Source organism: Polaromonas sp. SP1, assembly GCF_003711205.1.
Taxonomy (GTDB): Bacteria; Pseudomonadota; Gammaproteobacteria; order Burkholderiales; family Burkholderiaceae_C; genus Polaromonas.
In genome coordinates, this window is sequence record NZ_CP031013.1 from 1162119 (window position 1) to 1188458 (window position 26340).

25 protein-coding genes are annotated in these 26340 nt (G+C 65.2%); 9 read left to right on the plus strand and 16 right to left on the minus strand.

Annotation, left to right across the window (positions count from 1 at the left end; all coding sequences use genetic code 11):
- Positions 1 to 65: 65 nt before the first annotated feature.
- The 3 genes from DT070_RS05600 to creC are packed head-to-tail and all read left to right on the plus strand — an operon-like array spanning position 66 to position 2795.
- On the plus strand, positions 66 to 698 hold the full coding sequence (locus tag DT070_RS05600) for a MarC family protein (protein ID WP_122954503.1): 633 nt from the start codon (positions 66 to 68) through the stop codon (positions 696 to 698).
- Positions 698 to 1396 (plus strand): two-component system response regulator CreB, encoded by a 699-nt coding sequence (gene creB / locus DT070_RS05605; RefSeq protein WP_122954504.1) that lies wholly within the window; start codon positions 698 to 700, stop codon positions 1394 to 1396. The genes DT070_RS05600 and creB overlap by 1 nt, the downstream gene beginning before the upstream one ends.
- A 1-nt stretch (position 1397) precedes the next feature.
- Positions 1398 to 2795, plus strand: coding sequence for a two-component system sensor histidine kinase CreC (gene creC, locus DT070_RS05610; protein WP_122954505.1), 1398 nt, complete (start codon positions 1398 to 1400; stop codon positions 2793 to 2795).
- 14 nt (positions 2796 to 2809) lie between these two features.
- Here the strand turns inward: creC and creD are convergent, their stop codons facing one another.
- From creD to DT070_RS05640, 6 genes are all read right to left on the minus strand, one after another.
- Positions 2810 to 4186 (minus strand): cell envelope integrity protein CreD, encoded by a 1377-nt coding sequence (gene creD / locus DT070_RS05615; protein WP_122954506.1) that lies wholly within the window; start codon positions 4184 to 4186, stop codon positions 2810 to 2812.
- Between the two features lie 327 nt (positions 4187 to 4513).
- The gene (locus DT070_RS05620; protein ID WP_122954507.1) at positions 4514 to 5080 is read right to left on the minus strand and encodes a Crp/Fnr family transcriptional regulator; all 567 of its coding nucleotides are present in this window, start codon (positions 5078 to 5080) and stop codon (positions 4514 to 4516) included.
- A gap of 33 nt (positions 5081 to 5113) precedes the next feature.
- Complete coding sequence (locus DT070_RS05625) at positions 5114 to 5824, minus strand: ABC-type transport auxiliary lipoprotein family protein (protein WP_122954508.1); 711 nt, start codon at positions 5822 to 5824, stop codon at positions 5114 to 5116.
- Positions 5821 to 6756: an MlaD family protein gene (locus DT070_RS05630; protein WP_122954509.1), complete on the minus strand. Its 936-nt coding sequence runs from the start codon at positions 6754 to 6756 to the stop codon at positions 5821 to 5823. Before DT070_RS05630 ends, DT070_RS05625 begins: the two co-directional genes overlap by 4 nt.
- Before the next feature lie 12 nt (positions 6757 to 6768).
- Positions 6769 to 7557, minus strand: a complete 789-nt coding sequence (locus tag DT070_RS05635; RefSeq protein WP_122954510.1) for an ABC transporter ATP-binding protein — start codon at positions 7555 to 7557, stop codon at positions 6769 to 6771.
- A complete protein-coding gene (locus DT070_RS05640) occupies positions 7554 to 8678 on the minus strand; it encodes an ABC transporter permease (protein ID WP_122954511.1) in 1125 nt (374 codons plus the stop codon). Before DT070_RS05640 ends, DT070_RS05635 begins: the two co-directional genes overlap by 4 nt.
- 338 nt (positions 8679 to 9016) lie before the next feature.
- Here DT070_RS05640 and DT070_RS05645 point away from each other — a divergent pair, with 338 nt between their 5' ends.
- The gene (locus DT070_RS05645; RefSeq protein ID WP_122954512.1) at positions 9017 to 10759 is read left to right on the plus strand and encodes a GMC family oxidoreductase; all 1743 of its coding nucleotides are present in this window, start codon (positions 9017 to 9019) and stop codon (positions 10757 to 10759) included.
- A 7-nt stretch (positions 10760 to 10766) separates the two neighbouring features.
- Here DT070_RS05645 and DT070_RS05650 read toward each other — a convergent pair whose 3' ends face one another.
- Complete coding sequence (locus DT070_RS05650) at positions 10767 to 11609, minus strand: phosphate/phosphite/phosphonate ABC transporter substrate-binding protein (RefSeq protein WP_228778563.1); 843 nt, start codon at positions 11607 to 11609, stop codon at positions 10767 to 10769.
- 234 nt (positions 11610 to 11843) lie between these two features.
- On the opposite strand from DT070_RS05650, the gene DT070_RS05655 reads away from it, so the two are divergent.
- Complete coding sequence (locus DT070_RS05655) at positions 11844 to 12260, plus strand: hypothetical protein (RefSeq protein WP_122954514.1); 417 nt, start codon at positions 11844 to 11846, stop codon at positions 12258 to 12260.
- 118 nt (positions 12261 to 12378) lie between these two features.
- On the opposite strand, the gene DT070_RS21755 is transcribed toward DT070_RS05655, so the two are convergent.
- The 6 genes from DT070_RS21755 to DT070_RS05690 form a co-directional block, all read right to left on the minus strand.
- Positions 12379 to 12843 carry a hypothetical protein gene (locus DT070_RS21755; protein ID WP_369973922.1) on the minus strand — a complete coding sequence of 155 codons (465 nt, stop codon included), beginning with the start codon at positions 12841 to 12843 and terminating at the stop codon, positions 12379 to 12381.
- A 37-nt stretch (positions 12844 to 12880) separates the two neighbouring features.
- A complete protein-coding gene (locus DT070_RS05665) occupies positions 12881 to 14344 on the minus strand; it encodes an ammonium transporter (RefSeq protein WP_206074066.1) in 1464 nt (487 codons plus the stop codon).
- Between the two features lie 637 nt (positions 14345 to 14981).
- A complete protein-coding gene (gene mrdA / locus DT070_RS05675) occupies positions 14982 to 17066 on the minus strand; it encodes a penicillin-binding protein 2 (RefSeq protein ID WP_122954516.1) in 2085 nt (694 codons plus the stop codon).
- Between the two features lie 189 nt (positions 17067 to 17255).
- The gene (gene mreD / locus DT070_RS05680) at positions 17256 to 17774 is read right to left on the minus strand and encodes a rod shape-determining protein MreD (protein ID WP_122954517.1); all 519 of its coding nucleotides are present in this window, start codon (positions 17772 to 17774) and stop codon (positions 17256 to 17258) included.
- Entirely contained in the window at positions 17771 to 18694 is a 924-nt protein-coding gene (gene mreC / locus DT070_RS05685; RefSeq protein WP_122954518.1) for a rod shape-determining protein MreC, read from the minus strand. The genes mreD and mreC overlap by 4 nt, the downstream gene beginning before the upstream one ends.
- 65 nt (positions 18695 to 18759) lie before the next feature.
- The gene (locus tag DT070_RS05690) at positions 18760 to 19803 is read right to left on the minus strand and encodes a rod shape-determining protein (protein WP_122954519.1); all 1044 of its coding nucleotides are present in this window, start codon (positions 19801 to 19803) and stop codon (positions 18760 to 18762) included.
- Positions 19804 to 20109: 306 nt separating this feature from the next.
- Here DT070_RS05690 and gatC point away from each other — a divergent pair, with 306 nt between their 5' ends.
- The 3 genes from gatC to gatB are packed head-to-tail and all read left to right on the plus strand — an operon-like array spanning position 20110 to position 23435.
- On the plus strand, positions 20110 to 20409 hold the full coding sequence (gene gatC, locus DT070_RS05695; RefSeq protein ID WP_122954520.1) for an Asp-tRNA(Asn)/Glu-tRNA(Gln) amidotransferase subunit GatC: 300 nt from the start codon (positions 20110 to 20112) through the stop codon (positions 20407 to 20409).
- A gap of 8 nt (positions 20410 to 20417) precedes the next feature.
- Positions 20418 to 21929 carry an Asp-tRNA(Asn)/Glu-tRNA(Gln) amidotransferase subunit GatA gene (gatA, locus tag DT070_RS05700; RefSeq protein WP_122954521.1) on the plus strand — a complete coding sequence of 504 codons (1512 nt, stop codon included), beginning with the start codon at positions 20418 to 20420 and terminating at the stop codon, positions 21927 to 21929.
- Between the two features lie 6 nt (positions 21930 to 21935).
- The gene (gene gatB / locus DT070_RS05705; RefSeq protein ID WP_369973923.1) at positions 21936 to 23435 is read left to right on the plus strand and encodes an Asp-tRNA(Asn)/Glu-tRNA(Gln) amidotransferase subunit GatB; all 1500 of its coding nucleotides are present in this window, start codon (positions 21936 to 21938) and stop codon (positions 23433 to 23435) included.
- 106 nt (positions 23436 to 23541) lie between these two features.
- On the opposite strand, the gene DT070_RS05710 is transcribed toward gatB, so the two are convergent.
- Together DT070_RS05710 and pyrE are read right to left on the minus strand one after the other, a co-directional pair.
- Positions 23542 to 24204, minus strand: a complete 663-nt coding sequence (locus tag DT070_RS05710; protein WP_228778562.1) for a DUF4124 domain-containing protein — start codon at positions 24202 to 24204, stop codon at positions 23542 to 23544.
- A 10-nt stretch (positions 24205 to 24214) separates the two neighbouring features.
- On the minus strand, positions 24215 to 24952 hold the full coding sequence (gene pyrE, locus DT070_RS05715; protein ID WP_194965956.1) for an orotate phosphoribosyltransferase: 738 nt from the start codon (positions 24950 to 24952) through the stop codon (positions 24215 to 24217).
- Between the two features lie 10 nt (positions 24953 to 24962).
- Between pyrE and DT070_RS05720 the strand changes: the two genes are divergently transcribed.
- Positions 24963 to 25829, plus strand: a complete 867-nt coding sequence (locus DT070_RS05720) for an exodeoxyribonuclease III (protein WP_122954523.1) — start codon at positions 24963 to 24965, stop codon at positions 25827 to 25829.
- A 115-nt stretch (positions 25830 to 25944) separates the two neighbouring features.
- On the opposite strand, the gene DT070_RS05725 is transcribed toward DT070_RS05720, so the two are convergent.
- Complete coding sequence (locus DT070_RS05725) at positions 25945 to 26337, minus strand: response regulator (protein WP_122954524.1); 393 nt, start codon at positions 26335 to 26337, stop codon at positions 25945 to 25947.
- Between the last annotated feature and the right edge of the window lie 3 nt (positions 26338 to 26340).

Sequence of the window (26340 nt, forward strand, 5' to 3'; positions counted from 1 at the left end):
CTGCGGTCTGGCAAAGCCAGTCCCGCGGCTCATGCTGGAATTGGGCTCAACTTTAGGGAAGAACGATGGACTTCAAACCGCTAATCACCTTATTGGCCATCGTCAACCCGCTGGCCATCGTGCCGTTTTTCATCCACTACACGCAGGGCTTTTCCGACGAGCAGCGCCGCCGCACCATCCTGGTCGCGTCCTTCGCGGCCTTTGTGGTCATTGCCATCAGCGCGCTGCTGGGGCTGGAGATCCTCGACTTCTTCGGCATCTCGCTGGCGAGCTTCCAGGTCGGCGGCGGCATGCTGCTGCTGATCAGCTCGATGAACATGCTGAACGCGCAGCCGGCCGAAGCCAAGCCGCTGACCAACGAAATGGAGGACGGCGCCGAAAAGGCCGCGCGCGGCGCCAGCATCGCCGTGGTGCCGCTCACCATCCCGCTGCTGACCGGCCCGGCCACCATGTCGACCGTGGTGATTTACGCCGAGAAAGCGCAGACCGCCTTGCAGGTCGCTGCTCTCGTCGGCTACGGCATCGTGATTGCGCTGGTGACGGCCATCAGCTTTTCGCTGGCCGAGCCGATTGCCCGCGTGCTGGGCAAGACCGGCATCAATGTGATGACGCGTTTGATGGGCCTGATCCTCGCCGCGCTGGCGGTTGAAGTGATGGCCGGCGGGCTCGGAAAGCTTTTCCCCATCCTGCGCAGCTGATGGCCAGTGCGCGCATCCTGCTGGTGGAAGACGACCCGGCGATTGCCCGCTCCATCATCTACACGCTGGAGCGCGACGGCCTCAGCGTGACGCACAGCCTGTTGCTGGGCGATGCGCGCGCGCAAATCAGCCGGCAGCCGCCCGACGCAGTCATCCTTGATGTCGGCCTGCCCGATGGCAGCGGCCTGGATTTGTGCCGCGAGCTGCGCGCCGCCGGCAGCTTGCCGGTGCTGATGCTCAGCGCGCAAGGCGAAGAGATCGACCGCGTGCTCGGGCTGGAGCTGGGCGCGGACGACTATGTGAGCAAACCCTTCAGCCCGCGTGAGCTGCTGGCGCGCGTGCGCAGCCTGCTGCGGCGTGCGCGCATGCCGGCTCCCGCAACGGCGCCCTCCTCCACTCCTTTTGAGATCGATGCAGCGGGCCAACGCGTCACGCTGCACGGCCGCCCGCTCACGCTGACGCGCCGCGAGTTCGGCTTGCTGGCCGAGCTGCTGCGCCACAGCGGCCGGATACGCTCGCGCGACGAGCTGCTCAACGCCGTCTGGGGCACGGATTCGGACAGCACCGACCGCACTGTCGATACCCACATCAAGACCTTGCGCGCCAAGCTGCAGGAAGTCACGGCGGGGCAAGACTGCATCACCACGCATCGCGGCATGGGTTACAGCCTGGATGTAGACCGCCTCAAAGGCGACTGACATGCGCCTGGGCATCCGTCTGCTCTTTGGCTTCTTCCTGGTCACGGGCCTGGCGGCCTTCTTTGTGCTGCGGGTCTTCGTCGCCGAAGTCAAGCCCAGCGTGCGCGAGGTGATGGAAGACATGATGGTGGACACGGCCAACATCCTGGCCGAGCTGGCCAGCGACGACGTGGCGGCCGGCGCCATCGCCGAGGGCCGCTTTGCCGGCCATGTGCGCAACTACGCACGCCGGCCCATCGACGCGAAGATCTGGGGCATGGCCAAGCAGTCGCTGGACTTTCGCGTGTATGTGACCGACGCCGGCGGCAAGGTGGTGTTTGATTCTGAAAACTTGGCGGTGGGCCAGGACTATTCGCGCTGGCGGGACGTGGCCCTGACCTTGCGCGGCGAGTACGGTGCGCGCGCCACGCGTGAAGTGCAGCAGGACGACCGCAGCTCGGTGATGTATGTGGCCGCGCCCATCACCCATGCGGGCAAAACCATCGGCGTGCTGACGGTGGCCAAGCCGATGTCCACCATCCAGGCTTTCATCGACCGGGCCGAACGCAAGATTTTGCTCAGCGGCCTGCTGCTACTGGTGCTGTCGCTGGCCATCGGCGTGGCCGTGACCTTGTGGGTGGTGTGGAGCATTCGCAAGTTGCGCCGCTATGCCAACGCCGTCGGCCAGGGCGAGAAACCCGCGGTTCCGCAGATACCGGGCGAGCTTGGCGAGCTGGCCATGGCAGTCGATGCCATGCGCCTGAAGCTCGAGGGCCACGAGTACATAGAAGATTACGTGCGCGCCCTGACTCATGAGCTCAAGAGCCCGCTCGCCGCGATCCGCGGCGCCGGCGAGCTGCTGCAGGACGAGCTTCCCGAACACGCGCGCCGCGAGTTTTCGGGGCAGGTACTGGCCCAGTCCGGCCGCATGCAGGCGCTGGTGGACCGCATGCTCGAGCTGACGAAGCTGGAGCAGCGCCATGCACAGGTACAGCGCGAGCGCCTTTCGTGGGCCGGCTTCTTCCAGTCGTTTGAGCTTGCGGGCGGTGCCGGCCGCGCCCAGCATGTCCTCAAAGTCGTAATCAGCCCGGAACATGCCGGCGTGCATGCGGAGCCCGGCCTGCTGGGCCTGGCGCTCAGCAACCTGCTGGAAAACGCGCGCTCGTTCGCGCCCGAGGGCTCGACGATCACGCTGGAGGCGGGGCCAGACTTCATTGCCGTGCAGGACAGCGGGCCCGGCGTGGCCGACTACGCCCTGCCCCGCCTGGGCGAGCGCTTCTTCTCGACGGTGCGCCCCGACGGCCACACCAAGGGCTCGGGCCTGGGACTGGCCATCGTGCGGCAGATCATGCTGCTGCACGGCGGGCGCATGGTGGTGCGCAACACACAACCCGGGCTGCGGGTCGAGCTGCATTTCTAGACGCGCCGCGCCCATCACAGGGCCGCCTTCACGGGTTCAGGTTTGGGCGCTTCAACCTGCTTGAAGCGTGCATACCAGTCGACCTGGCGGGTCAGCATCATGATCGCTGCAAGCACGGCGAACAGGGCCACAGCGCCCAGCAGCAAGGCCGTCTGCTCCATCCGCAGCAACACGAACAACATGCCGTACAAGGTGGCGATGCCCAGGCCGAAGGGCAGGCCGCGCGACCAGCGGCCCAGCATATAGCTGGCGTAAAACGTCAGCAGCAGCACGCAGGCGGCAGCGGCAATCGCATAGGCGGTTTCAAAAGGCATGTGCTCCGACAAACTCACCAGCAAGAGGAAAAACATGCTCATCGCCGCCCCCACCAGCAGGTACTGGATCGGGTGCACGCGCAGCGACTTCATGAATTCAAACAGCCCTACGGCCAGAAAAGTCAGGCCGATGAACAGGAGGCCGTATTTGGTGGCGCGGTCGCTCAGCGCATAGGTGTTGGAGGGGTCGACAAAAGTCACGCTGAAGGCCTCGACGCAAGCGCCGTGACTCGAACCGTCGCTGTAGGAAGGGCAAACGCCCCTGCGCTTGGTGGCGTCCTGTTGCGTCACGTCCTGTTGCGCCGTGCTGGCCAGCGAGCTGACGCGCCAGCTGGCCTCAAAGCCGTCCTCCGTCACCTTGCGGTCCATCGGCAAAAACTGCCCGCCAAAACTCGGGTGAGGCCAGTTGGACGTCAGCTGCACCCGGGTGTCGCCGCCCAGCGGCACGACCGAAATGCTTTCGGTGCCCACCAGTTCCAGCGCGATCTGCGCCTGCAGGGGCGCCGCGCCCACGGCGGCCATGGACAGCGGCGCGTGCACGCCGCGCGGGTAGCTGCCGTAAAAGGTGCCGGGCTTGAGTGCCAGCAACTGTTCACCGATCTTTACGCTGGCATGGCGGATGCCGCGCGAATCGGACACCGCCATCATCAACAGGGGCTGGCCGCAGTTCATGCGCGAGCCAGCATGCTGGGGCACGGGCTTGAGCACTTCGGTATCGGCCCATTCGGCGACGATGTCGGCCTTGAGGTTAAAGACCTGCGTCGCATGCAGGCCGCGGGCGCGCGCCTCCAGCTTGCTGCCGCCCTTGATCGTCAGCGAGGCCGGCGCGGCCACCAGCGTGAACTCGCGCCGCTCGCTGCGCACCTTTTTGTCCTCATCCTTGACATCCCACTCCTCGGTGCAGGCCCGGTGGATGAGCGGGCCGGTCAGCGTCTGCGGCCCGGCCAGGCTCTGCGCCACGCTCTGGATGGCGATCTGCCGGTAATTCTGGCGGTCGTGCACCACACCGCTGATCTGGAACAGCGCAAGCACCAGCAAGACCAGCACGATGGCCAGCGCGAAGAGTTTTTGTTTCATGACTTCCTTTCGTTTTTGAACAACGAAAGGGAGTGTGCAAATCCTGTGTGAGCTCAGGATGAGCTATCGAGCGCCTGTGTGAAGTCTGCGTGAAGTGGAGTGTGACGGGGAGCGTGAAGCCCACGCCTCTCCTCCGTTCGCCCTGAGGTATCGAAGGGCCGGTGCGCTGAGGGTGCATTCCCCGGCCGGCTTTCAATCTGCGTAAATCTGCGAAATCTGTGGTTACGGATTCATCCGCAGATTACGCAGATTTGCGCAGATAAAAACCATTAAAGGACTTCGATTGCCCAGCCTGAACGGGAAAGGACTGAACCTGTACGGGTGGTTCTATTTTTTGCGGAGGAGTTTCACGAGCTGATTACTCGTGTTGCGCAAGCGCTGCGCCATCATCTGCGTGATCTTGACCAGCAGCTTGGCGCCGACGCCGGGGTGGTCGCGGATCAGCAGGGCGATTTCGTGGCGGCCCCACACGCCGGCTTCGACGGCCTCGATGGCGGTGCAGGTGGCGTAGCGCGGCTCGCTGTCGAGCATGGACATGTCGCCGACCGCCGCGCCGCTGCGCACCACGGCCACGCGCGAGACGGTGGGCTCGGCCTGCGGATTGGCGTCTACCTGCGCCGCATCGGCGGCAGACTCCAGGCGTTTGGTCACGTCGACCGTGCCCTTGAGGATCACCATCATCCAGTCGCCGAATTCGCCTTCCCGGATCATCACCTGGCCCGGCTCGGCGTGCACCAGCAGCATGGATGCGCCCAGGATGTCGGCCTCGGCCGGCGTGAAGTCCTGCAGCAGTTGGGAGTTTTGCAGAAACTCCGGCCCCCAGGCGCTCAGGCCTTCGCAGCAGCCCAGCACTTTCAGCCCGGCCGCATCGAGTTGTTCTTCAAGCGTCTTCATGATGAGCCTGGTCAGCGCAAGGGGAGCGCGGCGTTAACGCGAGGACTGCTGCAGCCATTGGTCGATCTCTTCAATGGCGGCGTCGGTGGCGGCCGTCAGGGCCTGCACGCCGCCGGGCGCGTCGCTGCTGGGCGCGGGGCGCTGCACGATGACATTGCGCTGGCCCACCAGTTTTTCGCCGGCCGGCGTCACCTCGACCAGCGTGGCGCGCAGGCGGATCAGGCCGACGCTCTCGTTGGGCGTGCTGAAAAGGTGGCTGAATTCTTCGAGGTCCAGGCGCAGCACCAGCGGCAGCACCGCGTTCTGGCTGCGGTTCAGCGCCACGCTGGCGCCGGCGCCGAAGACGGCGCGGCGCTGGCCGAGTTTTTCGCGCACGCGCTGGCGCACCAGCTGCGCGGGCGGCATGCTCCAGCGCGCCTGCGAGTAAGGCCGCAGCTGCTGCGCGTCGGCATAACCCAGGCGGTAGAGCACCGCCATGTTGTCGAGCGCACCGCCGGAGGTGGAAACATCGTCCAGCGCCAGCGGCGGCAGCGGCGCCTGGCGCGTGCTGGGCGGCGTGGCGAGCAGGCCGGGGCCGAAGTCGTACATGGTGGCGCGCGTGGGCTTGTCGGGCAGGCCCGAGCAGCCGGTGAGCGCCGCCGCCAGCAATATCAAGCCAAAAATGCCTCCAGCCCAGGCGCCGCCTGGGCTTTTAGCTACTGAATTGATAGCATATTGATGCGAACTGGAAATGGATGGGGTCATTTTTTCTCTCCTCCTTGGGCGGAAAAGCCGGGTTCACCCGGGCCGGGTACCGGCGGGCCGTTGCCGAAGATCAGCGACTGCGGGTTGTCGTCCACCGCGCTCACGGTGCGGCGCAGCTGGCGCATCGCCCGCGCGGTTTCGTCGGCCACCTCGCCCAGCTTGGGCAAGGTGCCCGCGCTGAAGGTTTCGACGCCCGAGGCCAGCGCGGCGCCGCCCTCGGCCAGTTTGTCGAGCGGCCCGCCTTTTTCATTCAGGCGTTTGGCGGTCACCGTGACTTCGTCGGTCGCCTTGCGCACCGATGCCAGCGTGGCGCTGGTGTCACGCGACAGACCCGGCAGGCTTGCGACCGTGGGCTCCAGGCCCTTGACCACGCGGTCTATGCTGCCGGCGGCATCGCCGAGCTGTTTGACAGCCGCGGTGACGGCCGCCTGGTTTTCATCCGACAGCAGCTTGTTCAGCCGCGTGCTGGCCTGCTCGACCTGGTCGAAAATGACTTCACTCTGCTTGAGCAGCTTGTCCAGCCCGCCGGGCTTGAGCGGAATGCGCGGCGGGTCGTCGTCGTTGACTGCCAGCCGTTCATTTGACTTGCCGTCATCGTCCAGCTGGATAAAGCCCAGGCCCGTGACGCCTTGCGAAGCCACCGTGGCGAAGGTGGATTTGGTGACCGGCGCGGTGCGATCAATGGAAATGCGGATCAGCACATTGCCCTTGACCTTGGTGTCAAAGCCGATGAGCTCGACCTTGCCCACCGGCACGCCGCGAAAGCGCACGGTGGCCTGCGGCTGCAAACCGGAGACGGTTTCGCTGGTGCTCATGTCGTAGAGGTCGCGCTGGGTGTTGTCGCGCGTGAGCCAGATGGCCAGCAAGGCCAGCAGGGCGGTGACCACCAGGACAAACGCACCGGCGGCCATGGCATGGGCTTTGTTTTCCATATCGAAGCCTTTCTAAACAGTAAAGGGGTACTCGCGCAATAGTTCCATCGCGCGTTGACCCCTTTCACCAAGGAAAAATTCGTGAATGAAGGGGTGCGGGAAGGCCACCACCTCTTTGGGCACATCGTTGACGATGACCTTCTGCTCGGCCAGCACGGCAATGCGCGTGCTGAGCTCGAACAGCGTGTCCAGGTCATGCGTCACCATCACCACCGTGAGCTCCATGTCGCGGTGCAGCGAGCGCAGCAGCGCGACAAAGCTGTCGGAGCTTTCCGGGTCCAGCCCGGCGGTGGGCTCATCGAGCAGCAGCAGCGGCGGGTCCATGATGAGGGCGCGCGCCAGCGCCACGCGCTTGATCATGCCGCCCGATAAATCGCTGGGCATCTTGTCGGCGGCGTCGGGGCCGAGGCCCACCATCTGCAGCTTGACCATGGCGGCCTCACGCACCAGCGCCTGCGGCAGCGTCTTGAGTTCGCGCAGCGGAAAGGCGATGTTCTCCAGCACGGTAAAGGCCGAGAACAGCGCGCCCTGCTGGAACAGCATGCCGACGCGGCTGGCCGCGCCGCGCTTGCCGAGCTCGGCCGCCGGCCGGCCCAGCACGGTGATCTCGCCCTGCGTCGGCTTTTCCAGCCCCAGCATCTGCCGCAGCAGCACCGTTTTGCCCGTGCCCGAGCCGCCCACCAGCGACAGCACCTCGCCGCGCTCCACGCGCAGGTCGAGGTCCTTGTGCACCACGGCTTTTTTGTCGCCGTTCTGGAATACGGTCCAGAGTTTTTTGATGTCGACGATAGGTTCGCTCATATGCCTACGCTCTTGAACAGTACGGCAAACAGCGCGTCGACCAGGATGACGACTGTGATCGACGTCACCACCGACGCCGTCGTCCCCTGCCCCAGGCTCTCGGTGTTGGGCTTGACGCGCAGGCCGTAGTGGCAACCCACCAGCGCGATCAGCAGGCCGAACACCACCGACTTGGCCGTGGCCAGCGTGAGGTTGGCCACCTCCACGGCGGCCGGCAGCGAGTTGATGAAGTAAGACGGCGAGATGCCCATGGACACGTTGGCCGCCAGCATGCCGCCCAGCAAGGCGGCAATGGTTGTCCAGACGCTGATCAGCGGCATCACCACCGCCAGCGCCAGCGCACGCGGCATCACCAGGCGAAAGCCGCGTGCAATGCCCATCACGCGCATGGCGTCGAGCTCTTCTGTCACCCGCATCACGCCGATCTGCGCGGTGATGGCCGAGCCGCTGCGCCCGGCGATCAGGATGGCGGCCAGCACCGGGCCGAGCTCGCGGATCAGCGAGATGCCCAGGATGTTGACGATAAAGGCGTCGGCGCCGAACTGGCGCAGCTGCTGCGAGATCAGGTAGGCGAGCACCACGCCGATCAAAAAACCCACGAGCGCGGTGATGGGCAGGGCCGTCGCGCCGATATGAAAGAGGTGGCCCGACAAATCGCGCCAGGGGCCTTCCTGCGGGTGCTTGATGAGCCGCAGGATGTCGAGCAGCAACTGGCCGATCAGGCGCACCAGGCCCTTGAGGTGGTCCAGCAGCCGAAACAGCCGCTCGCCCAGCAGGATGAAGGGCGCGCTCCAGTCGGACTTGCGGGCTTTGGCAGGGGCCTCGATGCTGAATTTGGCGACGGTCTCCAGCACGGCGCGCTGGTTGGGCTCGGCCTTGATCTGCTCCGGCCACTTGCGGCCCCAGTGGTTCCACAGCACCTGCGCACCGAGGTGGTCGAGCTTGTGAACGGACTCGAGATCCCAAGCCGCTGCGGTGTCGGGCAAGCCCTTGAGCTGCGCGGTCAGCGCCTGCCAGACTTCTTCACCGGTCAGGTCGGCCGCCGTCCACGCACCACGCACGACATACAGCCGGCCTTGCGGCGTGTCCTGCTGTTCGATGCGGGGGGTGGCGTCTTCCATAAGCATCCGGTAAAGCCGGGCGCGGGCCGGCGAGACAAACGCGCTAAATCCCAAAACAGGTCAACAGCGACCACGCAGTGGCGCACCGTGCCCAGGAGCAACACTGCATGGTAACTGCTGAAAACACAAATTACGTCCCTGTGAGCGCGCTGTCGATTTGGTCCTACAGCCGAGCGGGGCAGCGGGTAATCCCCGCCCGTGCGCAAGCCCCGCTTTTGCCACAATCAGCCCCAGGCACGGCGGTCAGTCTCGCGTTAGGCTGGGCTGGCACCATGGTGCGAGTCGGCGTGAGCCCGAGCTGCCGCCCCTTACGAAGAGACAACCCGAGACAAGCCCCCATGCAAGACGAGAGCCAGGTTTTTGACTACATCATCATCGGCGCCGGCACGGCCGGCTGCCTGCTGGCCAACCGCCTGAGCGCCGACGCGTCCAAGCGCGTGCTGCTGATCGAGGCGGGCCGCAAGGACGACTACCACTGGATCCACATCCCGGTGGGCTACCTGCACTGCATCGGCAACCCGCGCACCGACTGGCTCTACAACACCGAGCCGGACGCAGGCCTGAACGGCCGCGCCCTGCGCTACCCGCGCGGCAAGACGCTGGGCGGCTGCTCCAGCATCAACGGCATGATCTACATGCGCGGCCAGGCGCGCGACTACGACCAGTGGGCGCAGCTCACGGGCGACATGGCCTGGCGCTGGGAGAACTCGCTGCCGCATTTCAAGCTGCACGAAGACTATTACAAGGGCGCCGACGCGATGCACGGCGCGCGCGGCACCGCGCCCGAGCTGATGCAGGACAAAAGCCAGCCTTACCAGAAGCTGCTGCGCCACCACAACTCGGGCGGCGAATGGCGCATTGAAAAGCAGCGCCTGCGCTGGGACATCCTGGACGCGTTTGCCGAAGCGGCGGTGCAGGCCGGGATACCGGCCACGGCCGACTTCAACCGCGGCGACAACGAGGGCGTGGGTTACTTTGAAGTCAACCAGAAAAACGGCTGGCGCTGGAACACCGCCAAGGCCTTTTTACGGCCGGCCTGCTACGCGCGCCCCAACTTCGAGCTGTGGAACAACGCGCAGGTCTGCAAGCTGGTGATTGAGCCGCAGGCCGACGGCGGCCAGCGCTGCACCGGCGTCGAGGTATGGGCAGGCGACGAGCGCATCACCGCGCATTCGACGCGCGACTCCGGCCCCATGGGGGAAGTAATCCTCTGCGCGGGCAGCATCGGCTCGCCGCAGATATTGCAGCTCTCGGGCATAGGCCCCGCAGCTTTGCTGCAGCAGCACGGCATCCCGGTGCTGCAGGATTTGCCGGGCGTGGGCGCCAACCTGCAGGACCACCTGCAGATCCGTTCGGTCTACAAGGTGCAGAACCCTCCGGGCGGCAAAAGCTGGGGCCTGTCGCTCAACACCATGGCCAGCTCGCTGTGGGGCAAGGCCCGCATCGGGCTGGAGTACGCGCTTCGCCAGACCGGACCCATGAGCATGGCGCCCTCGCAGCTGGGCGCGTTCACGCGCTCGTCACCCGACCAGCCCTACGCCAACCTCGAATACCACGTGCAGCCGCTGTCACTCGACGCGTTTGGCGAGCCGCTGCACAGCTTCAATGCCTTCACCGCCAGCGTGTGCAACCTCAACCCGACCAGCCGCGGCACGGTGCACATCAAGAGTGGCCGCTTTGAAGACGCGCCGGCGATTGCGCCCAACTACCTGAGCACCGCCGAAGACCGCCAGGTGGCGGCCGATTCGCTGCGCGTGACGCGCAAGATCGTGAGCCAAAGCGCGCTGGCCAAATACCACCCCGAAGAGTTCAAGCCCGGCGTGCAGTTCCAGACGGACGAAGAGCTCACGCGGCTGGCCGGCGACATCGCCACCACCATCTTCCACCCGGTGGGCACCACCAAGATGGGCAAGGAAGACGACCCGATGGCGGTGGTCGATTCGCACCTGCGGGTGCGCGGCGTTCGCGGCCTGCGGGTGGTCGATGCCGGTGTGATGCCGTTGATCACCAGCGGCAACACCAACTCGCCGACCTTGATGATTGCGGAGAAAGCCGCAGCCTGGATTCAGGCCGGCATCTAGGCAGCTCTTAAATATTCAGCCACTTCAGCAGCTCGCGCATGCGCGGCTCTGACGTGGTGTCAAACTGCTCGACGCCGATGCGCTTGAGCACGTCCTTGCCGGCGTCGCTGGCGGGCAGGGTCAGCAGCTCCTCCTGGATGGCCTTGACCTGCTCGGGTTTGATGCGTTTGTGCGCCACCAGCGGAAAGTAAGGCTGCGGCACGCTCTTGTGCAGGATGCGGCCGCCATCCTTTTCCCACTTCCTGCCGATGCCTGAATAGGAGGCGACGCCGCCCACGTCGGCGAACTTGTTGTCCAGGTAAAAGCCGACCGCCGCCTGCTCGCGCACGAACTGCACGTTTTCCTTGTCGACCAGGATGCCCTTGTCGCGCAGCTCGGCGGCGCAAAATCGCGACATGTAGGCGATCTGCTCCGGCAGCGCGATGCGCTTGCCCTTGACGTCGTTGATCGTTTTCAGCTCGGACCCCTTGGGCGCGATGACAAAACACTGGCCGTCGGGCTTGGTGCTGGCGATGTAGCTGTAGCCGTAGTCGCGCATGCCGCGCGCCGGGTAGTCGCTCGGCCGGGCCATCACCAGGTCGAAGCGGCCGGTCTGCATGCCTTCTTCAAGTTGCTTGAATTCGCGTGCAAACACGACGCTGACCTTGGCCTTCAGCGCTTTGCCGATCACCTCGGCCAGGCCCTGGTATTTGGCGATCACCTGGGCGTGGTCCAGCCCGCCGGAGGTGCCTTCGCTGATGCCCAGCACCAGTTGCTGGGCCTGGGCCTGGGCCGGGCCCGCCAGGAACGCAAAGGCCATCGGCAGCGCCATCAGGAAAAGTCCAAATGTTCCCTCGTGTCTTGATTTCATCAGCAACCTCTTATATTTAAAAAATGCCATGCTACGGGCCGCTTCGGAGCCTGTCATCCCGCAATTTGTCACTCCTTGTTACGTCAATCAACCTTTGCAGACACTGCTGACGGAGGAGAGCCGCCAAGGGGCCAGGCCGCGCCTATCTGTGACGAGATGTAGCGGCCTGGATGAGTCATGCAAAATTCGCAAACCCGCCCACTCGCAGGGCCTGAACCCCCTGCTCCGCACCCCATGAAAAACCCGCTGCCGGCATGTCCCGCCACGCTGTGCCTGATCCCCCTTGTGCTGGCCCTGGCGGCCTGCGCGCCCGGCGCGCGAACCAGCCACGACCCCTTGTCCATCGCGCGCGCGCCGGTGGCCACCGCCATCAATGATTACCAGCGCTGCGCACAGGACGCGCTGGCGCCGCTCATGAAGGACGCCACCGCGTCGGTGTTCGCGCTGGCCGATGCCGCCCTGGCCACCTGCGCACCCGCCCACGACGCCGTGCGGCGCAGCATCCTGGCGGACAACGCCGGCCACCCGTATGTGGCAGCCTTTGCCGACGAAGCCAGCGAGAACGTGCGCCTGCGCACGCGCAACATGCTGGCGCACAGCGTCAACCGCGCACGCGAAGCCGCAGCGCCACAAATCCAGCAGGCAAAGTAATCAGCGAAAAACCGGCAGCGCCCGGGGACAAGAACACCGCAGAACCGGCTTTGCCGGGCTGCAGGTGTTGCCCCCCTGAGGGGGGTTCCGGCTACACGAAGTGAGCCGAGACAGGGGGCTACCGCAGACCCTTTACGTAGCGCGGTGCGTTCGGGTCGCGGTGCTTGCGTTCGCGGTGCGACTCGCTGTCGCCAAAAATCGCGCCGAAGGTGGATTCGATAAAACCCGATTCCGGGTAAACCTCTTCCTCGGTGTCGATGGAGCGGGCCGGGGTCAGCCTGTCGGGCGGCGGCGTCTCGCGCGGGGCGGCCACTGCGCGCTCCTTCACCACTTCGCTCACCAGCTGGACCAGGGGCACGCGCGGCTTGGGGTCGGGCGTGGCCATGATCTCCTCGAGCTTGTCGGCCCAGACGGCGAGATCGGGGTGGTTGTCTTCCGCCGCCTTTTCGCGGGCAAAACGCGCCACCTCCACCGCGTACTCGTGGTTGCTGGCCATCCACTCGGTATCGGTCACCCGGCCGGTCTTGCGGCGCAGCAGCACATGCAGGTGGGCGGCGATGGCGATTTTTTCGTTGGAAGGCATGGTGTGCTGTCCTTCAAAGTTGGAGACCGCTGTCAACTCACGTACCGAGGCGTTCAGCGTGCTGGGTGATGTCCAGGCCGTCGCTCTCGGAGGCTTCGCTCACACGCAGGCTCACCAGCAACGACGTGATCCACAGCGCCACCGCCGTCATGAAGAGGCTGTAGAGCATGACCGAGCCGGCGCCTATGGCCTGGGTCAGCACGCTGCCCTCGGCACCTGAAATGGCCTTGCTGGCAAAAACGCCGGTGAGCAGCGAGCCCACGATGCCGCCCACGCCGTGCACGCCGAACACGTCGAGCGAATCGTCGGCATTGAGCAGGCGCTTGAGGCCCGTGGCGCCCCAGTAACAGGCCAGGCCGGCCACCAGGCCGAACACCAGCGCCGAGCGCGGCGAGACAAAACCGGCCGCCGGCGTGATCGCCACCAGCCCGGCCACCAGGCCCGAGCACAGGCCCAGCAGCGAAGGCCGGCCGCGCACCATCCATTCCGCCGCCATCCACGACAGCGCACCGGCAGCCGCCGCAATGTGCGTGACCGCCATGGCCAGGCCGGCGCGGCCGTCAGAGGCCACGGCCGAGCCGGCGTTGAACCCAAACCAGCCCACCCACAGCATGCCGGCGCCGGCCATGGTCAGGCCCAGGTTAAAGGGCGTGAAGGGCTCGCGGCCGTAACCGTGGCGCGGGCCGAGCACGTAAGCGCAGACCAGCCCGGCCACCCCGGCGTTGATGTGCACCACCGAGCCGCCGGCAAAGTCCAGCGCGCCCATGCGGGCCAGCCAGCCGTTGGGCTCCCACACCCAGTGGGCGATGGGGGCGTAGACGATCAGCGTCCACAGCGACATGAAAACCAGCATGGCCGAAAAGCGCATGCGCTCGACAAACGAGCCGACCACCAGCGCCGCCGTGATGATGGCAAAGGTCAGCTGGAACATCGAATAGACCGATTCCGGGATGTTGGGCGCGATGTGGCTGACGGCGACTTTGCCGCCTTCCTTCACATAGTCGAGCCCGGCGAACCAGAGCCGCTCGGTGCCGCCGATGTAGTGGCCGAGCGCGCCCGAGCCCGGCGTGAAGGCAATCGAATACCCGACGGCGAACCACAAGAGGCTGACAACCGCGCAGATTGCGACGACGCAGGCCATCACATTGAGCACGCTTTTCTTGCGCACCATGCCGCCGTAAAAAAGCGCGATGCCGGGCAGCGTCATCAGCAGCACCAGCGCGGTGGAGGTCATCATCCAGGCGGTGTCGGCGCCGTTAAGGGTTTCCGCGCCGACCAGGCCCGGCTGCGTGAGGGGCGCGGGGGCGGGCGCTGCTGGGGCGGATGCGACCGCGGCGGCCACGGGGGCCGGCGCAGCAACGGCAGCGGGTGCAGCCGCCGGTGCGGCCTCAGGCGCGCTGGCGGGGGCTTCCGCTGCAGGCGCGGCGGGGGCTTGCGCCAGGGTTTGCTGGCCCGCCAGCCCCGCACAGATCAACAGGACCGACGCCAAAAAGCGCTTCATCAACAACATACTGTTTGCCTTTCGTGCAACGCCCAACAACCCAACAATTGGTAACAACAGGCATAAGTCGTGCCAGCGTGGTTTAAAGGGAATTGGGGGCAAATGAGTACAGAAGACTGCGTGGAGAAGGCCCGGCGCGGCGGGCGGCGCGGCCCGGCCGCCTGGTCAGGCGCACTTGTGGGCATTTCCGGGCGCATTTCCGGGCGCATTTCGGGGGCGGGAAACTCCCAATGCACTATCGGAGTGCGCGGGCTACATTGGAGGACTTGCTGACGAGCCTAGCTGCTCGCAACGCGAGGAGCCGAGGAGACACGAGAGAGTCAACTAAAAGTACACAGCAAAGCGCATTCCACAAGATGCCGTTTTGCAAAAAGCGCTGGTAACCCCAGCGCTTTTTTTATGCCCGTGTTTTTTTGATGCTCCGGCGCCAGGCTTGGCATCCAATCGGCCTCAAACCCTTTATCCACCTGGGCAGTGTGCTATCAATTTTATAGTGAAGGGCCATTTCGGTGCGGGCCGGCGTCAGCCCCGGCCGGGAACCCCGGCAATCCGGGCTGGCCGGAATTTCTAGATGAAATCGGCCTCCGGCCCAGGCGGCGCGTGGACTATTTGCTATTCATTCAATAGCAAAAACCGCTCAATCCGGGTTGATGCCCGCCGCAGCCATGGGCGGGGGCAGCTTGCTCAGCGCCTCGGCAATTGCTGCCGCCTTGGCTTTGGCGGCGGCCGCCGCCGCTGCGGTGGTGGGGCCGGGCGTGGCGCCGGCGCCGCCGGGGGCCAGCAGGCTGGCCACATCGGCCGCCTGGCGCGGTTTGCCGATGGGCGCGGCGGCCAGGCCTTTTTGCACCGCGATCATGTCTTCTTCGCTGGGGTACTGGCCCAGCAGCACGTAGTCGAACACCCGGCGCGCGATCGGGGCCGCCACGCCGGCGCCCCAGCCGGCGTTTTCGACGATCACGGCCAGCGCGATCTTCGGGTCGTCGGCCGGCGCGAAGGCCATGTAAACGGCGTGGTCGCGCTGGTATTCCTCCATCTTGGCGCTGTTGTATTTGTCTTTCTGGCCGATGGTGACGGCCTGCGCCGTGCCGGTCTTGCCGCCGCTCAGGTACCCCGCGCCGGCAAACACGCGCGCCGAGGTGCCTTCCTGCGTCACGCCGACCAGCGCCTTGCGCACGATGGCGATGTTTTCGGGCTTGTAGCCGAGGTTTTCGGCGGGCTCCTCGGGCAGCGGGTGCATCACGCGCGTGACCGGGTCCTGCGTGCCGATGACCAGGCGCGGGCGGCGCTTGACGCCGTTGTTGGCCAGTACCGCCGTGGCCTGCGCCAGCTGCAGCATGGTGAAGGTGTTGTAGCCCTGCCCGATGCCCAGCGAAATGGTTTCACCGGGGTACCACTTTTGCTGCGCCGCGCCGCGTTTTTTGTAGGCCTCGCGCTTCCAGTCCTGGCTGGGCAGCACGCCGGCCAGCTCGCCGCCGATGTCGATGCCGGTGATCTGCCCGAAGCCCAGCGGCTTCATGAAGTCGTGCATGGCGTCCACGCCGAGCTCGTTGGCCAGGGAGTAGTAATACACATTGCTGGACTTGACGATGGACTTGTACATGTCGACCGCGCCCAGCGCGATGTCGCCGTGGCTGCGGAACACGTGGCCGCCGAAAGCCCAGGAGGCGTTGTCGTTGACGATAAAGCTGGCCGAGCGTTTGCCGGTTTCCAGCGCGGCCATCGCCATGAAGGGCTTGTAGGTCGAGCCCGGCGGGTAGGTGCCGCGCAGCGCGCGGTTGAGCAGCGGTTTGTCCAGCGAGTCGCGCAGGTACTGCCAGCTTTCCGTGTCGATGCCGTCCACGAAGAGGTTGGGGTCAAACGTGGGCTTGCTGACAAAAGCCAGCACGTCGCCGGTCTTCGGGTCCAGCGCCACCAGCGCGCCGCGCCGGTCGCCGAACATGTCTTCGACCAGCTTTTGCAGGCGGATGTCGAGCGACAGCCGCACGGTGTTGCCGGGCGTGGCCGGGTTGCTGGCCAGCTTGCGCATGGCGCGCCCGCCGGCCGAGGTCTCGACCTGCTCGACACCGGTGATGCCGTGCAGCTGCTGCTCGAAGCTTTGTTCTACGCCAAGCTTGCCGATGTAGTCGGTGCCGCGGTAGTTGCCTTCGTTTTCGCTGCCTTCGATGTTTTCTTTTTCGGCCTGGTTGATGCGGCCGATGTAGCCCACCACATGGCTGCCCAGCTCGCCATACGGGTAGCTGCGGAACAGCCGGGCCTTGATGTCGACGCCCGGAAAGCGGAATCGCTGCGCCGCGAAACGGGCCACTTCCTCGTCCGTCAGGCGCGTGCGGATCGGCAGCGACTCGAAATTTTTCGATTCTTCGCGCAGGCGCTTGAAGCGGCGCTTGTCGCGCAGCTGGATGTCGACCACTTTTTCCAGCGCGGCAATCGTTTCCTCGAGGTTCTCCACCTTCGACGGCGTGATTTCCAGCGTGTAGGCCGAGTAATTGGTCGCCAGCACGATGCCGTTGCGGTCCAGGATCAGGCCGCGGTTCGGCACGATGGGCACGATGGCCGTGCGGTTGCTTTCCGCCTGCTCGTTCAGGTCGGCATGGCGGTACACCTGCAAATACACCAGCCGCGCCGCCAGCAAGGCAAACGCACACAACACCACCAGGCTCGCCACCAGCACCCGCGCGCGAAAACGCGACAGGTCGGCTTCAACGTTGCGCAGTTCAGTCATGGTGGTGCGACTCTACAACCGCGAGAAAGTGCCCGCAATCCCGTGTTCTTGCCCCGCATAAAACCGGGGCGATGCGAAGCGAGCCGTCCAAAAGCCAGTCCGAGACGCGGAACCGGCTTTGCCGGGCCGCAGGCGGGGCGGCCCCCTCGGGGGGCAGGGAGCTACACGAAGTGAGCGACCGTGGGGGCTTCATAGTGGTCTGTTCTGGTCGGGATCGGGCGCCCGCCGCTGCGGCGCCAGCAGCAACACGCTCACGACCGGCCACAACAGCGCTTCGATCAAAGGCGCCAGCAGCATGTTCCAGCCCGGAAAAATACCGCCGCCGATCATGCGGATGATGAGCTCCACGCCGTGCGCCACCGCAAACAGCGGCAGCACCTGCAGCGCCTGCGAGGGCACCGTGAACCACAGCAGGCGGCGGTGGATCATGGTGGCAAAAAAGCTCAACGCCGTGTACGACAGCGCATGCTGGCCCAGCAGCGAGGACTGGTGCACGTCCATGCCCAGGCCGAACATGAAAGCCACGCCGATGCCGACGCGCAGCGGCTGGTGCACGTTCCAGAACACCAGCACCAGCGCCAGGAAGTCGGGCATCCAGGGCACACGGCCCAGCGGCAGCATGTCCAGCAGCAGCGCCGCGATCAGGCTGCACCAGATAAAAACGGGGTTGGCCGGCAGCAGCAACTGCTGGCCCGATCGCATGATCATTTGGAAGCCCCTTTCTTCTTGGCCGGGGCTTCCGGCGCATCGGCCTCGGGCCGCGGCGGGATCTGGCCCGTGCCGGGCTTGACGACGATGACGTGCCGCGCGCCCGTCACCAGCGCCTGCGGCGTGCAGAAAATTTTGGCAAACGCCGATTCGGCGCGCCGCTCGATACGGCTGACTTTGGCCACCGGCAGGCCCGGCGGGTAAACGCCGTCGACGCCGCTGGTGGTCAGCAGGTCGCCCTGCTGCACATCCGAGTTGCTGCCCATGAAACGCAGCTCCAGCCCGCTGCCCGAGACCGTCGGGTCGCCATACGCCACGCTGCGCGCGCCGGTGCGCACATTGAGCACGGGAATGGCCAGGTCGCGGTCGATCAGCAAGGTGACTTCGCTCACCAGCGGGTGCACGCGGGTGACCTGCCCCAGCACGCCGGATTCGTCCAGCACGGGCGAACCGAGGTCGACGCCTTGCGCCAGGCCTTTGTCGATGATCACCTTGCGGGTGTAGGGGTCGGCCGCGTCGTACAGCACCTCGGCCGCCATCACCGGCACGGCGAGCTGCTCGCGCAGGCCCATGAGCTTGCGCAGGCGGGAGTTTTCCTGGGTGAGCTGCTCGACCTGGCCGGCGCGCAGCGACTGCAGCGCGAGCTTGCGGCCGGCCTCCTCGCTGGCGACCTTGGCCTGGTTCAGGGTGATGAAATATTCGCCGCTGCCCTGCACGGCCCGCACCGGCTGCAAGGCCAGCCACTGCACCGGGTAGAGCGCGGTTGCCAGCGCGGCGCGCACCGGCTGGGTGATGCGAAAACGGGTGTCCGCGACCATCAAAAACAGCGACAGCGCGCTGAAGAACATCAGCTTGGACAGCGCCGACGGCCCCTGCTTGAAAAAGGGCGGCGGGGATCTGTCAAGGGTTCCTAAGGGCATGGTTCGCTGTCAGGCTGGCCCCGCTTCATGCCCTGGGGTAAGGCATGAAGTACGGCATGGAGACCTTATTCCGAAGTGAAGATGGAACCGAGGCGGTCCATGCGCTCCAGCGCGATGCCGCAACCGCGCACCACGCAGGTCAGCGGATCTTCGGCCACCAGCACCGGCAGGCCGGTTTCTTCGGCCAGCAGGCGGTCCAGGTCGCGCAGCAGCGCGCCGCCGCCGGTGAGCATCATGCCGCGCTCGGCGATGTCGGCGCCCAGTTCGGGCGGCGTCTGCTCGAGCGCGTTCTTCACGGCGCTGACGATGTTGTTGAGCGGGTCGGTGAGGGCTTCGAGGATTTCGTTGCTCGAGATCGTGAAGCTGCGCGGCACGCCTTCGGAGAGGTTGCGGCCCTTGACTTCCATTTCCTTGACTTCGGAGCCGGGGAAGGCCGAGCCGATGCTCTTCTTGATGGCTTCGGCGGTGGGCTCGCCGATCAGCATGCCGTAGTTGCGGCGGATGTAGTTGATGATGGCTTCGTCGAAGCGGTCGCCGCCGACGCGCACGCTGCCTTTGTAGACCATGCCGCCCAGCGAGATCACGCCGACTTCGGTCGTGCCGCCGCCGATGTCGACGACCATGGAGCCGCTGGCTTCGGACACCGGCAGGCCGGCGCCGATGGCTGCGGCCATGGGCTCTTCAATCAGGAAAACGTCGCTGGCGCCGGCGCCGAGCGCGCTTTCGCGGATGGCGCGGCGCTCAACCTGGGTGGAGCCGCAGGGAACGCAGATGATGATGCGCGGGCTGGGCTTGAACAGGCTGCGCGGGTGGACCATCTTGATGAACTGCTTGAGCATCTGCTCGGTCACCGTGAAGTCGGCGATCACGCCGTCTTTCATCGGGCGGATGGCTTCGATGTTGCCGGGGACCTTGCCCAGCATGGCCTTGGCTTCATGGCCGACGGCCTGGATGGTTTTTTTGCCCTGGGGGCCGCCTTCGTGGCGAATGGCAACAACCGAGGGCTCATCCAGCACAATACCGCGGTCGCGTACAAAAATCAGGGTGTTGGCGGTGCCGAGGTCAATGGCCAGGTCGGTGGAGAAGTACCGACGGAAAGATTCAAACATATGCAGGGGTCCGGTTAGGGCATTGGGCACACTTCGTTGCCCCATCGCCTTTTTATTGATCAAGCCATGATGGATACCGGGGCCGGCGGCGTTGCTGAGGCTGCTTCCGGCACCTAAAAAGCGCCTAAAGAGTGCATCCGGCCCTGATTTCACACCAAAGGCGGGATAATAACGCATCCCCTGTGAATCCATGGGTCTCCGGGGGCGTTTTTTCAGCTTTACACCTCGTTTCAGGCCCCTGTTTTCAGCCTTTTTTCGCCGTTTTCTTTCGCTGTTTATTTCCTCCCGAATTCTTCAAACCTGACCATGGCATTGACACCCCAAGACATCGCCCGCGTCGCCAACCTGGCGCGGCTGGAATTGCGCCCCGACGAAACCGAGCACACCCTGGCCCAGCTCAACGGCTTTTTTGCCCTGGTCGAGCAGATGGACGCCGTCAACACCGAAGGCGTGGAGCCCCTGGCCCACCCGGCCGCGGTGATCGGTGAAGTCGCCCTGCGCCTGCGCGAAGACATCGCCAGCGAACCCAACCAGCGCGAAGCCAGCCAGGTGAGCGCCCCCGCCGTGGAGCGCGGCCTTTTCCTCGTGCCCAAGGTGATCGAATGAGCAGCGCCATGAAACCCACCGCCTCCTCCGACCTGCACGACCTGGGTGTTGCGCAACTGGCCGCCAAACTGGCCGCCCGCGAAGTTTCCAGCGTCGAGGTGACGCAGCATTTCCTGGCCCGCATCGCCCAGGAAAACCTGGGCGCCTTCCTGGCCACCAACCCCGACATTTCGTTGGCGCAGGCCAAGGCCGCCGACGCGCGCCTGGCCGCCGGCGAACGCACGCCCCTGCTGGGCGTGCCGCTGGCGCACAAGGACGTGTTTGTCACGCGCGACTTCCCCACCACCGCCGGCTCGAAGATGCTGGAGAACTACCGCAGCCCGTTTGACGCGAGTGTGGTGAAAAACCTCGGCATCGAAGGCGCCGGCATGGTCACGCTGGGCAAGCTCAACTGCGATGAATTCGCCATGGGCTCGGGCAACGACAACAGCGCCTACAAACCCGTCAAAAACCCCTGGGACCTGGAACGCATTCCGGGCGGCTCCTCGGGCGGCTCGGCAGCCGCCGTGGCGGCCCGCCTGGTGCCCGCCGCCACCGGCACCGACACCGGCGGCTCCATCCGCCAGCCCGCCTCCCTCACCGGCATCACCGGCATCAAGCCCACCTACGGCCGCTGCTCGCGCTACGGCATGGTGGCCTTTGCCTCCAGCCTGGACCAAGCCGGCCCGATGGCGCGCAGCGCACTCGACTGCGCCCTGCTGCTGTCGGCCATGGCCGGGCCGGATCCGGACCGCGACTCGACCTCGCTGGACTTGCCCGTCACCGACTACGCTACTGATTTGATAGCAGCAAGCCAAGACAACACAAGGGCTACACCCCTAAAAGGCTTGCGAATCGGTTTGCCCAAGCAATTCTTCGGTGCAGGCTGCTCACCCGACGTGCTGGCCGCTGTGCGCGGCGCCCTGGCCGAATACGAAAAGCTGGGCGCCACGCTGGTCGATGTGAGCCTGCCGCTGACCGAGCTGTCCATCCCGGTGTACTACGTGATCGCACCGGCCGAGGCCAGCAGCAATTTGAGCCGCTTTGACGGTGTGCGCTATGGCCACCGCGCGGCCAACTACACCGACCTCAACGACATGTACAAAAAGTCGCGCAGCGAAGGCTTCGGCGACGAGGCCACGCGCCGCATCATGATCGGCACCTATGTGCTGTCGCACGGGTACTACGACGCCTACTACCTCAAGGCGCAAAAAATCCGCCGCCTGATCGCGCAGGATTTCCAGACTGCGTTCACGCAGTGCGACATCATTGCCGGCCCGGTCTCGCCCACGGTGGCGTGGAAGATCGGCGAAAAGTCCGACGACCCGGTCGCCAACTACCTGGCCGACATCTACACGCTGTCATCGAGCCTGGCCGGCCTGCCCGGCATGAGCGTGCCGGCCGGCTTTGGCGCAGGCGGCATGCCCGTGGGCCTGCAGCTGATCGGCAACTACTTCAAGGAAGCGCAACTGCTGGGCGCCGCCCACCAGTTCCAGCTCGCCACCGACTGGCACCTGCGCCAGCCCCAAGCCTCCAGGTAATTTGACATGAGCCAGACCCAAGCTACCCCCAACCCCTTCGCCGAAATGCAGGCCGGCCGCCCCACCGGGCCGCTGGTGCAGGGCTACGAAGTCATCATCGGCTTCGAGACCCACACGCAGCTCACCACGCAATCGAAAATTTTCAGCCGCGCCTCCACCGCGTTTGGCGCCGAGCCGAACACGCAGGCGTCTGCTGTCGATTTCGCACTGCCCGGCGCGCTGCCGGTGATGAACAAGGGCGCCGTGCAGCGCGCCATCGAGTTCGGCCTGGCCGTCAACGCGCACATTGCCGAGCAGAGCGTGTTCGCGCGCAAAAATTACTTCTACCCCGACCTGCCCAAGGGCTACCAGATCAGCCAGTTTGAAATTCCGGTGGTGCAAGGCGGCAGCGTCGAGTTTTTCGTGGACGGCAAACCCCACTCGGTGCGCCTGGTGCGCGCCCACCTGGAAGAAGACGCGGGCAAGTCACTGCACGAAGACTTCATCGGCATGAGCGGCATCGACCTGAACCGCGCCGGCACGCCGCTGCTGGAGATCGTGACCGAGCCCGACATGCGCTCGTCGGCCGAAGCCGTGGCGTACGCCAAAGAGCTGCACAAGATCGTCACCTGGATCGGCATCTGCGACGGCAACATGCAGGAAGGCAGCTTCCGCTGCGACGCCAATGTGTCGGTGCGCAAGCCCGGCGCCGAACTGGGCACGCGCCGCGAGATCAAGAACCTGAACAGCTTCAAGTTCATGCAGCAGGCGATTGACTTTGAGGTGCGCTGGCAGATCGAGCAGATCGAAGACGGCCACACCATCCAGCAGGCGACCGTGCTGTTTGACCCGGACACCGGCGAGACGCGCAGCATGCGCACCAAGGAGGACGCGGCGGATTACCGCTACTTCCCCGACCCTGATTTGCCGCCGCTGGTGATTGGGCGCGACTGGGTGGAGAAGACGCGGTCAGAGATGAGCGAGTTGCCGCGCGTGATGGCGGCGCGCTTTGTGGCTGACTACGGCTTGCCTGAATACGACGCCGGCCAGCTCACCCAGAGCAAGGCGACTGCCGCCTACTTCGAAGCGGTGGCAATGGCAAGCAAGCAGCCCAAACTGGCCAGCAACTGGGTAATGGGTGAGCTCTCGCGGCGCCTGAACAGCGAAGAAAAATCGATTGAGACGTCCACTGTCAGCGTGGCGCAGTTGGCCGCCTTGATAGTCCGCATCGCCGACGGCACAATTTCCAACAACGCCGCCAAACAGGTGTTTGATGCGCTGTGGACCGGCGATGGCAAGGACGTCGACGCGATCATCGAAGCCAAGGGCCTCAGGCAGATGAGCGACACCGGCGAGCTCGAAAAAATCATCGACGATGTGCTGGCCGCCAACGCCAAGAACGTCGAGGAGGTCCGCGCCGGCAATGCCAAGGCGATGAACGCGCTGGTCGGCCAGGCGATGAAGGCGACCAAGGGCAAGGCCAACCCGGCGCAGGTCAATGAGTTGCTGAAAAAGAAGCTGGGCTGAAGCGGGCCGGCGGGCAGAGGGGTTGCCCGCCTGCGCTATCAAAATAGTAGCGCTCGGCCAAGACGAGTATTGGGCCAGAGCCCGATTTGACTCCGAACCGGCTTGGTCAGTTCTTCGCCGCCGGCTTGACGCCGGCCGGCGGGGCCGCCAGGGCCCACAGCGGCTTGAGCTTGACCAGCTCTTCGTCAAAACGCACGTTGACGCGCTTTTTCTCCTGCTCCTGCTCAAGGATGAAGCGCTTCTGCACGTTCGAGCTGTTGTCGTTTTCTTCCAGCTTGCGCTTGAGGGACGGCGGCGCCTTGCCGGGGTCTTTCGCGTAGAACTCGAACTCGGCCTGGATGGCCTTGCGCTGCTCGGCCAGCTCCAGCGTTCTTTTATGCGATGCCTTGATGACCTCGTCGACCTGCGCCAGCGCGGCAACGCGCTCCTGGTCGTGCACGGTGCGGCTGGGGTAGCGCAGCAGCAGGGCGCGGTCGCGGCGTTTTTCTTCGACCTCACGCGCGCGCGCTTCCGCGGCGGCCTTGTCTTTTTCTTCCTGCACGGCGCGTTCTTCCGCGGTCAGCGAAGGCCCCACCTGGCGCTTGACGGTGCCGGTGCGGTTAAGTTCCTGCTGCGTGCGGTCAATGCACTCGACGATGGGGCGGTCGGCCGTGATCTTGCGGCCCTTGCCGTCGACGCAGGTGTAGATGCTCTGGGCCGAGGCATTGCCTGCCAGGCATGCGAGCGAAATCCAGGTGACCGTCAGCGCTATAGGGAAGGGGAAGGGCAATTTCGATTCCTTAATCCACGCCGTAGCGTTCGCGATAGGCCAGCACAGCCTGGTAGTGGGTCTTCAGGGACAACGAGTCCGGAGCGCCCGGCGCGCTGCCCTGCACCGACAGATACTGCAGCAAGTCGGTCAGCCGCGCAATCGCGCAAACCTGAAGGCCCAGCTGATTCGTAACATATTGCACGGCACTGTGGCTCACATCCACGCCGTTTTCGGTGGCTTTTTCCTGGCGGTCCAGCGCAAGCGCCACCGCGTGGGGCGTGGCCCCGGCGGCCTTGATGATGGCGATCGATTCACGGGCGGCCGTGCCGGCCGACATCACGTCGTCGATGATCAGCACTCGCCCCTTGACCGGCGCACCCACCAGCGTGCCGCCTTCGCCGTGGTCCTTGGCTTCCTTGCGGTTGTAGGCAAACGGGAAGTTGCGGCCCAGCCGCGCCAGCTCGACCGCCACCGCGGCGGCAAGCGGGATGCCCTTGTAGGCGGGGCCGAAAATCATGTCGAACTGGAGGCCCGTGCGCTGCTCTTCGGCCAGCAGGTGGCGCGCATAGAATTGCGCCAGCCGTCCGAGCTTGGCCCCGTCGTCAAACAGGCCGGCATTGAAAAAATAAGGGCTCATGCGCCCGGCCTTGGTCTTGAATTGCCCGAAGCGCAGCACGCCTGACTCGAGGGCAAACTGCACAAATTCCTGTGCCAGCGTGCCGTCCTTGTTGTCGCCCATACTGCCTTTATCGCCTGCCGTGCTCATTGGAAGTCCCATGTTTAAATTGACCAGCCTCAACCTCAACGGTATCCGCTCCGCAGCCAGCAAAGGCCTGCAGGACTGGATAGCACAGTCCATGCCGGATTGTATTTGCGTGCAGGAGCTCAAGGCGCAGGCGGCCGACATCAGCGGACGCTTCGAAGAAATCGCCGGGCTGAAGGGCCATTTCCATTTCGCCGAGAAGAAAGGCTATTCGGGCGTCGGCGTCTACACACGCCACGAGCCCACCGACGTGATCGTGGGCTACGGCTCGAGCGAATTCGACGCCGAAGGCCGCTACATCGAGCTGCGCTTTGACCGGCCGGGCCGCAAGCACAGCCCCAAGCTTTCGATCATCAGCTGCTATTTCCCCAGCGGCTCGTCGGGCGAAGAGCGGCAGGCGGCCAAGTTCCGCTTCCTGGCCGAGTTTTACCCGCGCCTGCTGGCGCTGAAAGAAACGCGCGACTTCGTGCTGTGCGGCGACATCAACATCGCCCACCAGGAAATCGATCTGAAGAACTTCAAGGGCAACAAAAAGAACAGCGGCTTCCTGCCGGAAGAGCGCGCCTGGATGACCGAACTCCTGCGCGACGCCGAGCTGGCCAATGAAGCAGCCGATGAATTGACGGAGCGCACGGACGCCTCCGTCAGGGGCGGCGGCATCGTCGACGTGTACCGCAAGCTGCAGCCCACCACCACCGACGCGGCCTACACCTGGTGGAGCAACCGCGGCCAGGCCTATGCCAAGAACGTCGGCTGGCGCCTGGACTACCACCTGGCCACACCGGCATTTGCCGCACTGGCGCGCAGCGAGCACATCTACAAGGAACAGCGGTTTTCAGACCACGCGCCGATGAGCGTGGACTATGAATTCAAGCTCTGACAACCACCCCCGTTCAGGCTCACTTCGTGTAGCCTGCTCCCCCCTCGAGGGGGCGGCGCCTGCGGTCTGGCAAAGCCAGTCCCGCGGCTGCCCACTGGTTAAATACCCCTACCGGTTACGCCGCTGACTGTTCAGCCCAGATGCGCTGGATCTGCGCCGACAGCTCCATCGGGTCAAACGGCTTGGGGATCACCTCCAGCGCGCCCAGCCCCTTGTAAACCGCCACTTCGGCGGCCTGCACCTTGGCGGTCATGAAGATGACGGGGGTGTTGGCGGTGGCGGGCAGCTCGCGCAGGCCCTTGAGCGTGCTGGGGCCGTCCATGCCGGGCATCATGACGTCGAGCAGCAGCAGGTCGGCCCTGGCGGCGGGTGCGGCGTTCAGTGCCTCCTGGCCGGAGGCGCAGGCGATCACGGTGAAGCCGCCGACGGCCTCCAGCGCCATCTGCGCCACGACACGGATATCGGGCTCGTCTTCAACATAGAGGATGCGGGTCAGAGGTGTGGTCATGGT

Bases quoted from the DNA above. Each gene is read 5' to 3' on its own strand.
- DT070_RS05600 (WP_122954503.1), top strand. From the start codon at position 66: ATGGACTTCAAACCGCTAATCACCTTATTGGCCATCGTCAACCCGCTG.
- creB (WP_122954504.1), top strand. From the start codon at position 698: ATGGCCAGTGCGCGCATCCTGCTGGTGGAAGACGACCCGGCGATTGCC.
- creC (WP_122954505.1), top strand. From the start codon at position 1,398: ATGCGCCTGGGCATCCGTCTGCTCTTTGGCTTCTTCCTGGTCACGGGC.
- creD (WP_122954506.1), bottom strand. From the start codon at position 4,186: ATGAAACAAAAACTCTTCGCGCTGGCCATCGTGCTGGTCTTGCTGGTG.
- DT070_RS05620 (WP_122954507.1), bottom strand. From the start codon at position 5,080: ATGAAGACGCTTGAAGAACAACTCGATGCGGCCGGGCTGAAAGTGCTG.
- DT070_RS05625 (WP_122954508.1), bottom strand. From the start codon at position 5,824: ATGACCCCATCCATTTCCAGTTCGCATCAATATGCTATCAATTCAGTA.
- DT070_RS05630 (WP_122954509.1), bottom strand. From the start codon at position 6,756: ATGGAAAACAAAGCCCATGCCATGGCCGCCGGTGCGTTTGTCCTGGTG.
- DT070_RS05635 (WP_122954510.1), bottom strand. From the start codon at position 7,557: ATGAGCGAACCTATCGTCGACATCAAAAAACTCTGGACCGTATTCCAG.
- DT070_RS05640 (WP_122954511.1), bottom strand. From the start codon at position 8,678: ATGGAAGACGCCACCCCCCGCATCGAACAGCAGGACACGCCGCAAGGC.
- DT070_RS05645 (WP_122954512.1), top strand. From the start codon at position 9,017: ATGCAAGACGAGAGCCAGGTTTTTGACTACATCATCATCGGCGCCGGC.
- DT070_RS05650 (WP_228778563.1), bottom strand. From the start codon at position 11,609: ATGAAATCAAGACACGAGGGAACATTTGGACTTTTCCTGATGGCGCTG.
- DT070_RS05655 (WP_122954514.1), top strand. From the start codon at position 11,844: ATGAAAAACCCGCTGCCGGCATGTCCCGCCACGCTGTGCCTGATCCCC.
- DT070_RS21755 (WP_369973922.1), bottom strand. From the start codon at position 12,843: ATGCCTTCCAACGAAAAAATCGCCATCGCCGCCCACCTGCATGTGCTG.
- DT070_RS05665 (WP_206074066.1), bottom strand. From the start codon at position 14,344: ATGAAGCGCTTTTTGGCGTCGGTCCTGTTGATCTGTGCGGGGCTGGCG.
- mrdA (WP_122954516.1), bottom strand. From the start codon at position 17,066: ATGACTGAACTGCGCAACGTTGAAGCCGACCTGTCGCGTTTTCGCGCG.
- mreD (WP_122954517.1), bottom strand. From the start codon at position 17,774: ATGATCATGCGATCGGGCCAGCAGTTGCTGCTGCCGGCCAACCCCGTT.
- mreC (WP_122954518.1), bottom strand. From the start codon at position 18,694: ATGCCCTTAGGAACCCTTGACAGATCCCCGCCGCCCTTTTTCAAGCAG.
- DT070_RS05690 (WP_122954519.1), bottom strand. From the start codon at position 19,803: ATGTTTGAATCTTTCCGTCGGTACTTCTCCACCGACCTGGCCATTGAC.
- gatC (WP_122954520.1), top strand. From the start codon at position 20,110: ATGGCATTGACACCCCAAGACATCGCCCGCGTCGCCAACCTGGCGCGG.
- gatA (WP_122954521.1), top strand. From the start codon at position 20,418: ATGAAACCCACCGCCTCCTCCGACCTGCACGACCTGGGTGTTGCGCAA.
- gatB (WP_369973923.1), top strand. From the start codon at position 21,936: ATGAGCCAGACCCAAGCTACCCCCAACCCCTTCGCCGAAATGCAGGCC.
- pyrE (WP_194965956.1), bottom strand. From the start codon at position 24,952: ATGAGCACGGCAGGCGATAAAGGCAGTATGGGCGACAACAAGGACGGC.
- DT070_RS05720 (WP_122954523.1), top strand. From the start codon at position 24,963: ATGTTTAAATTGACCAGCCTCAACCTCAACGGTATCCGCTCCGCAGCC.
- DT070_RS05725 (WP_122954524.1), bottom strand. From the start codon at position 26,337: ATGACCACACCTCTGACCCGCATCCTCTATGTTGAAGACGAGCCCGAT.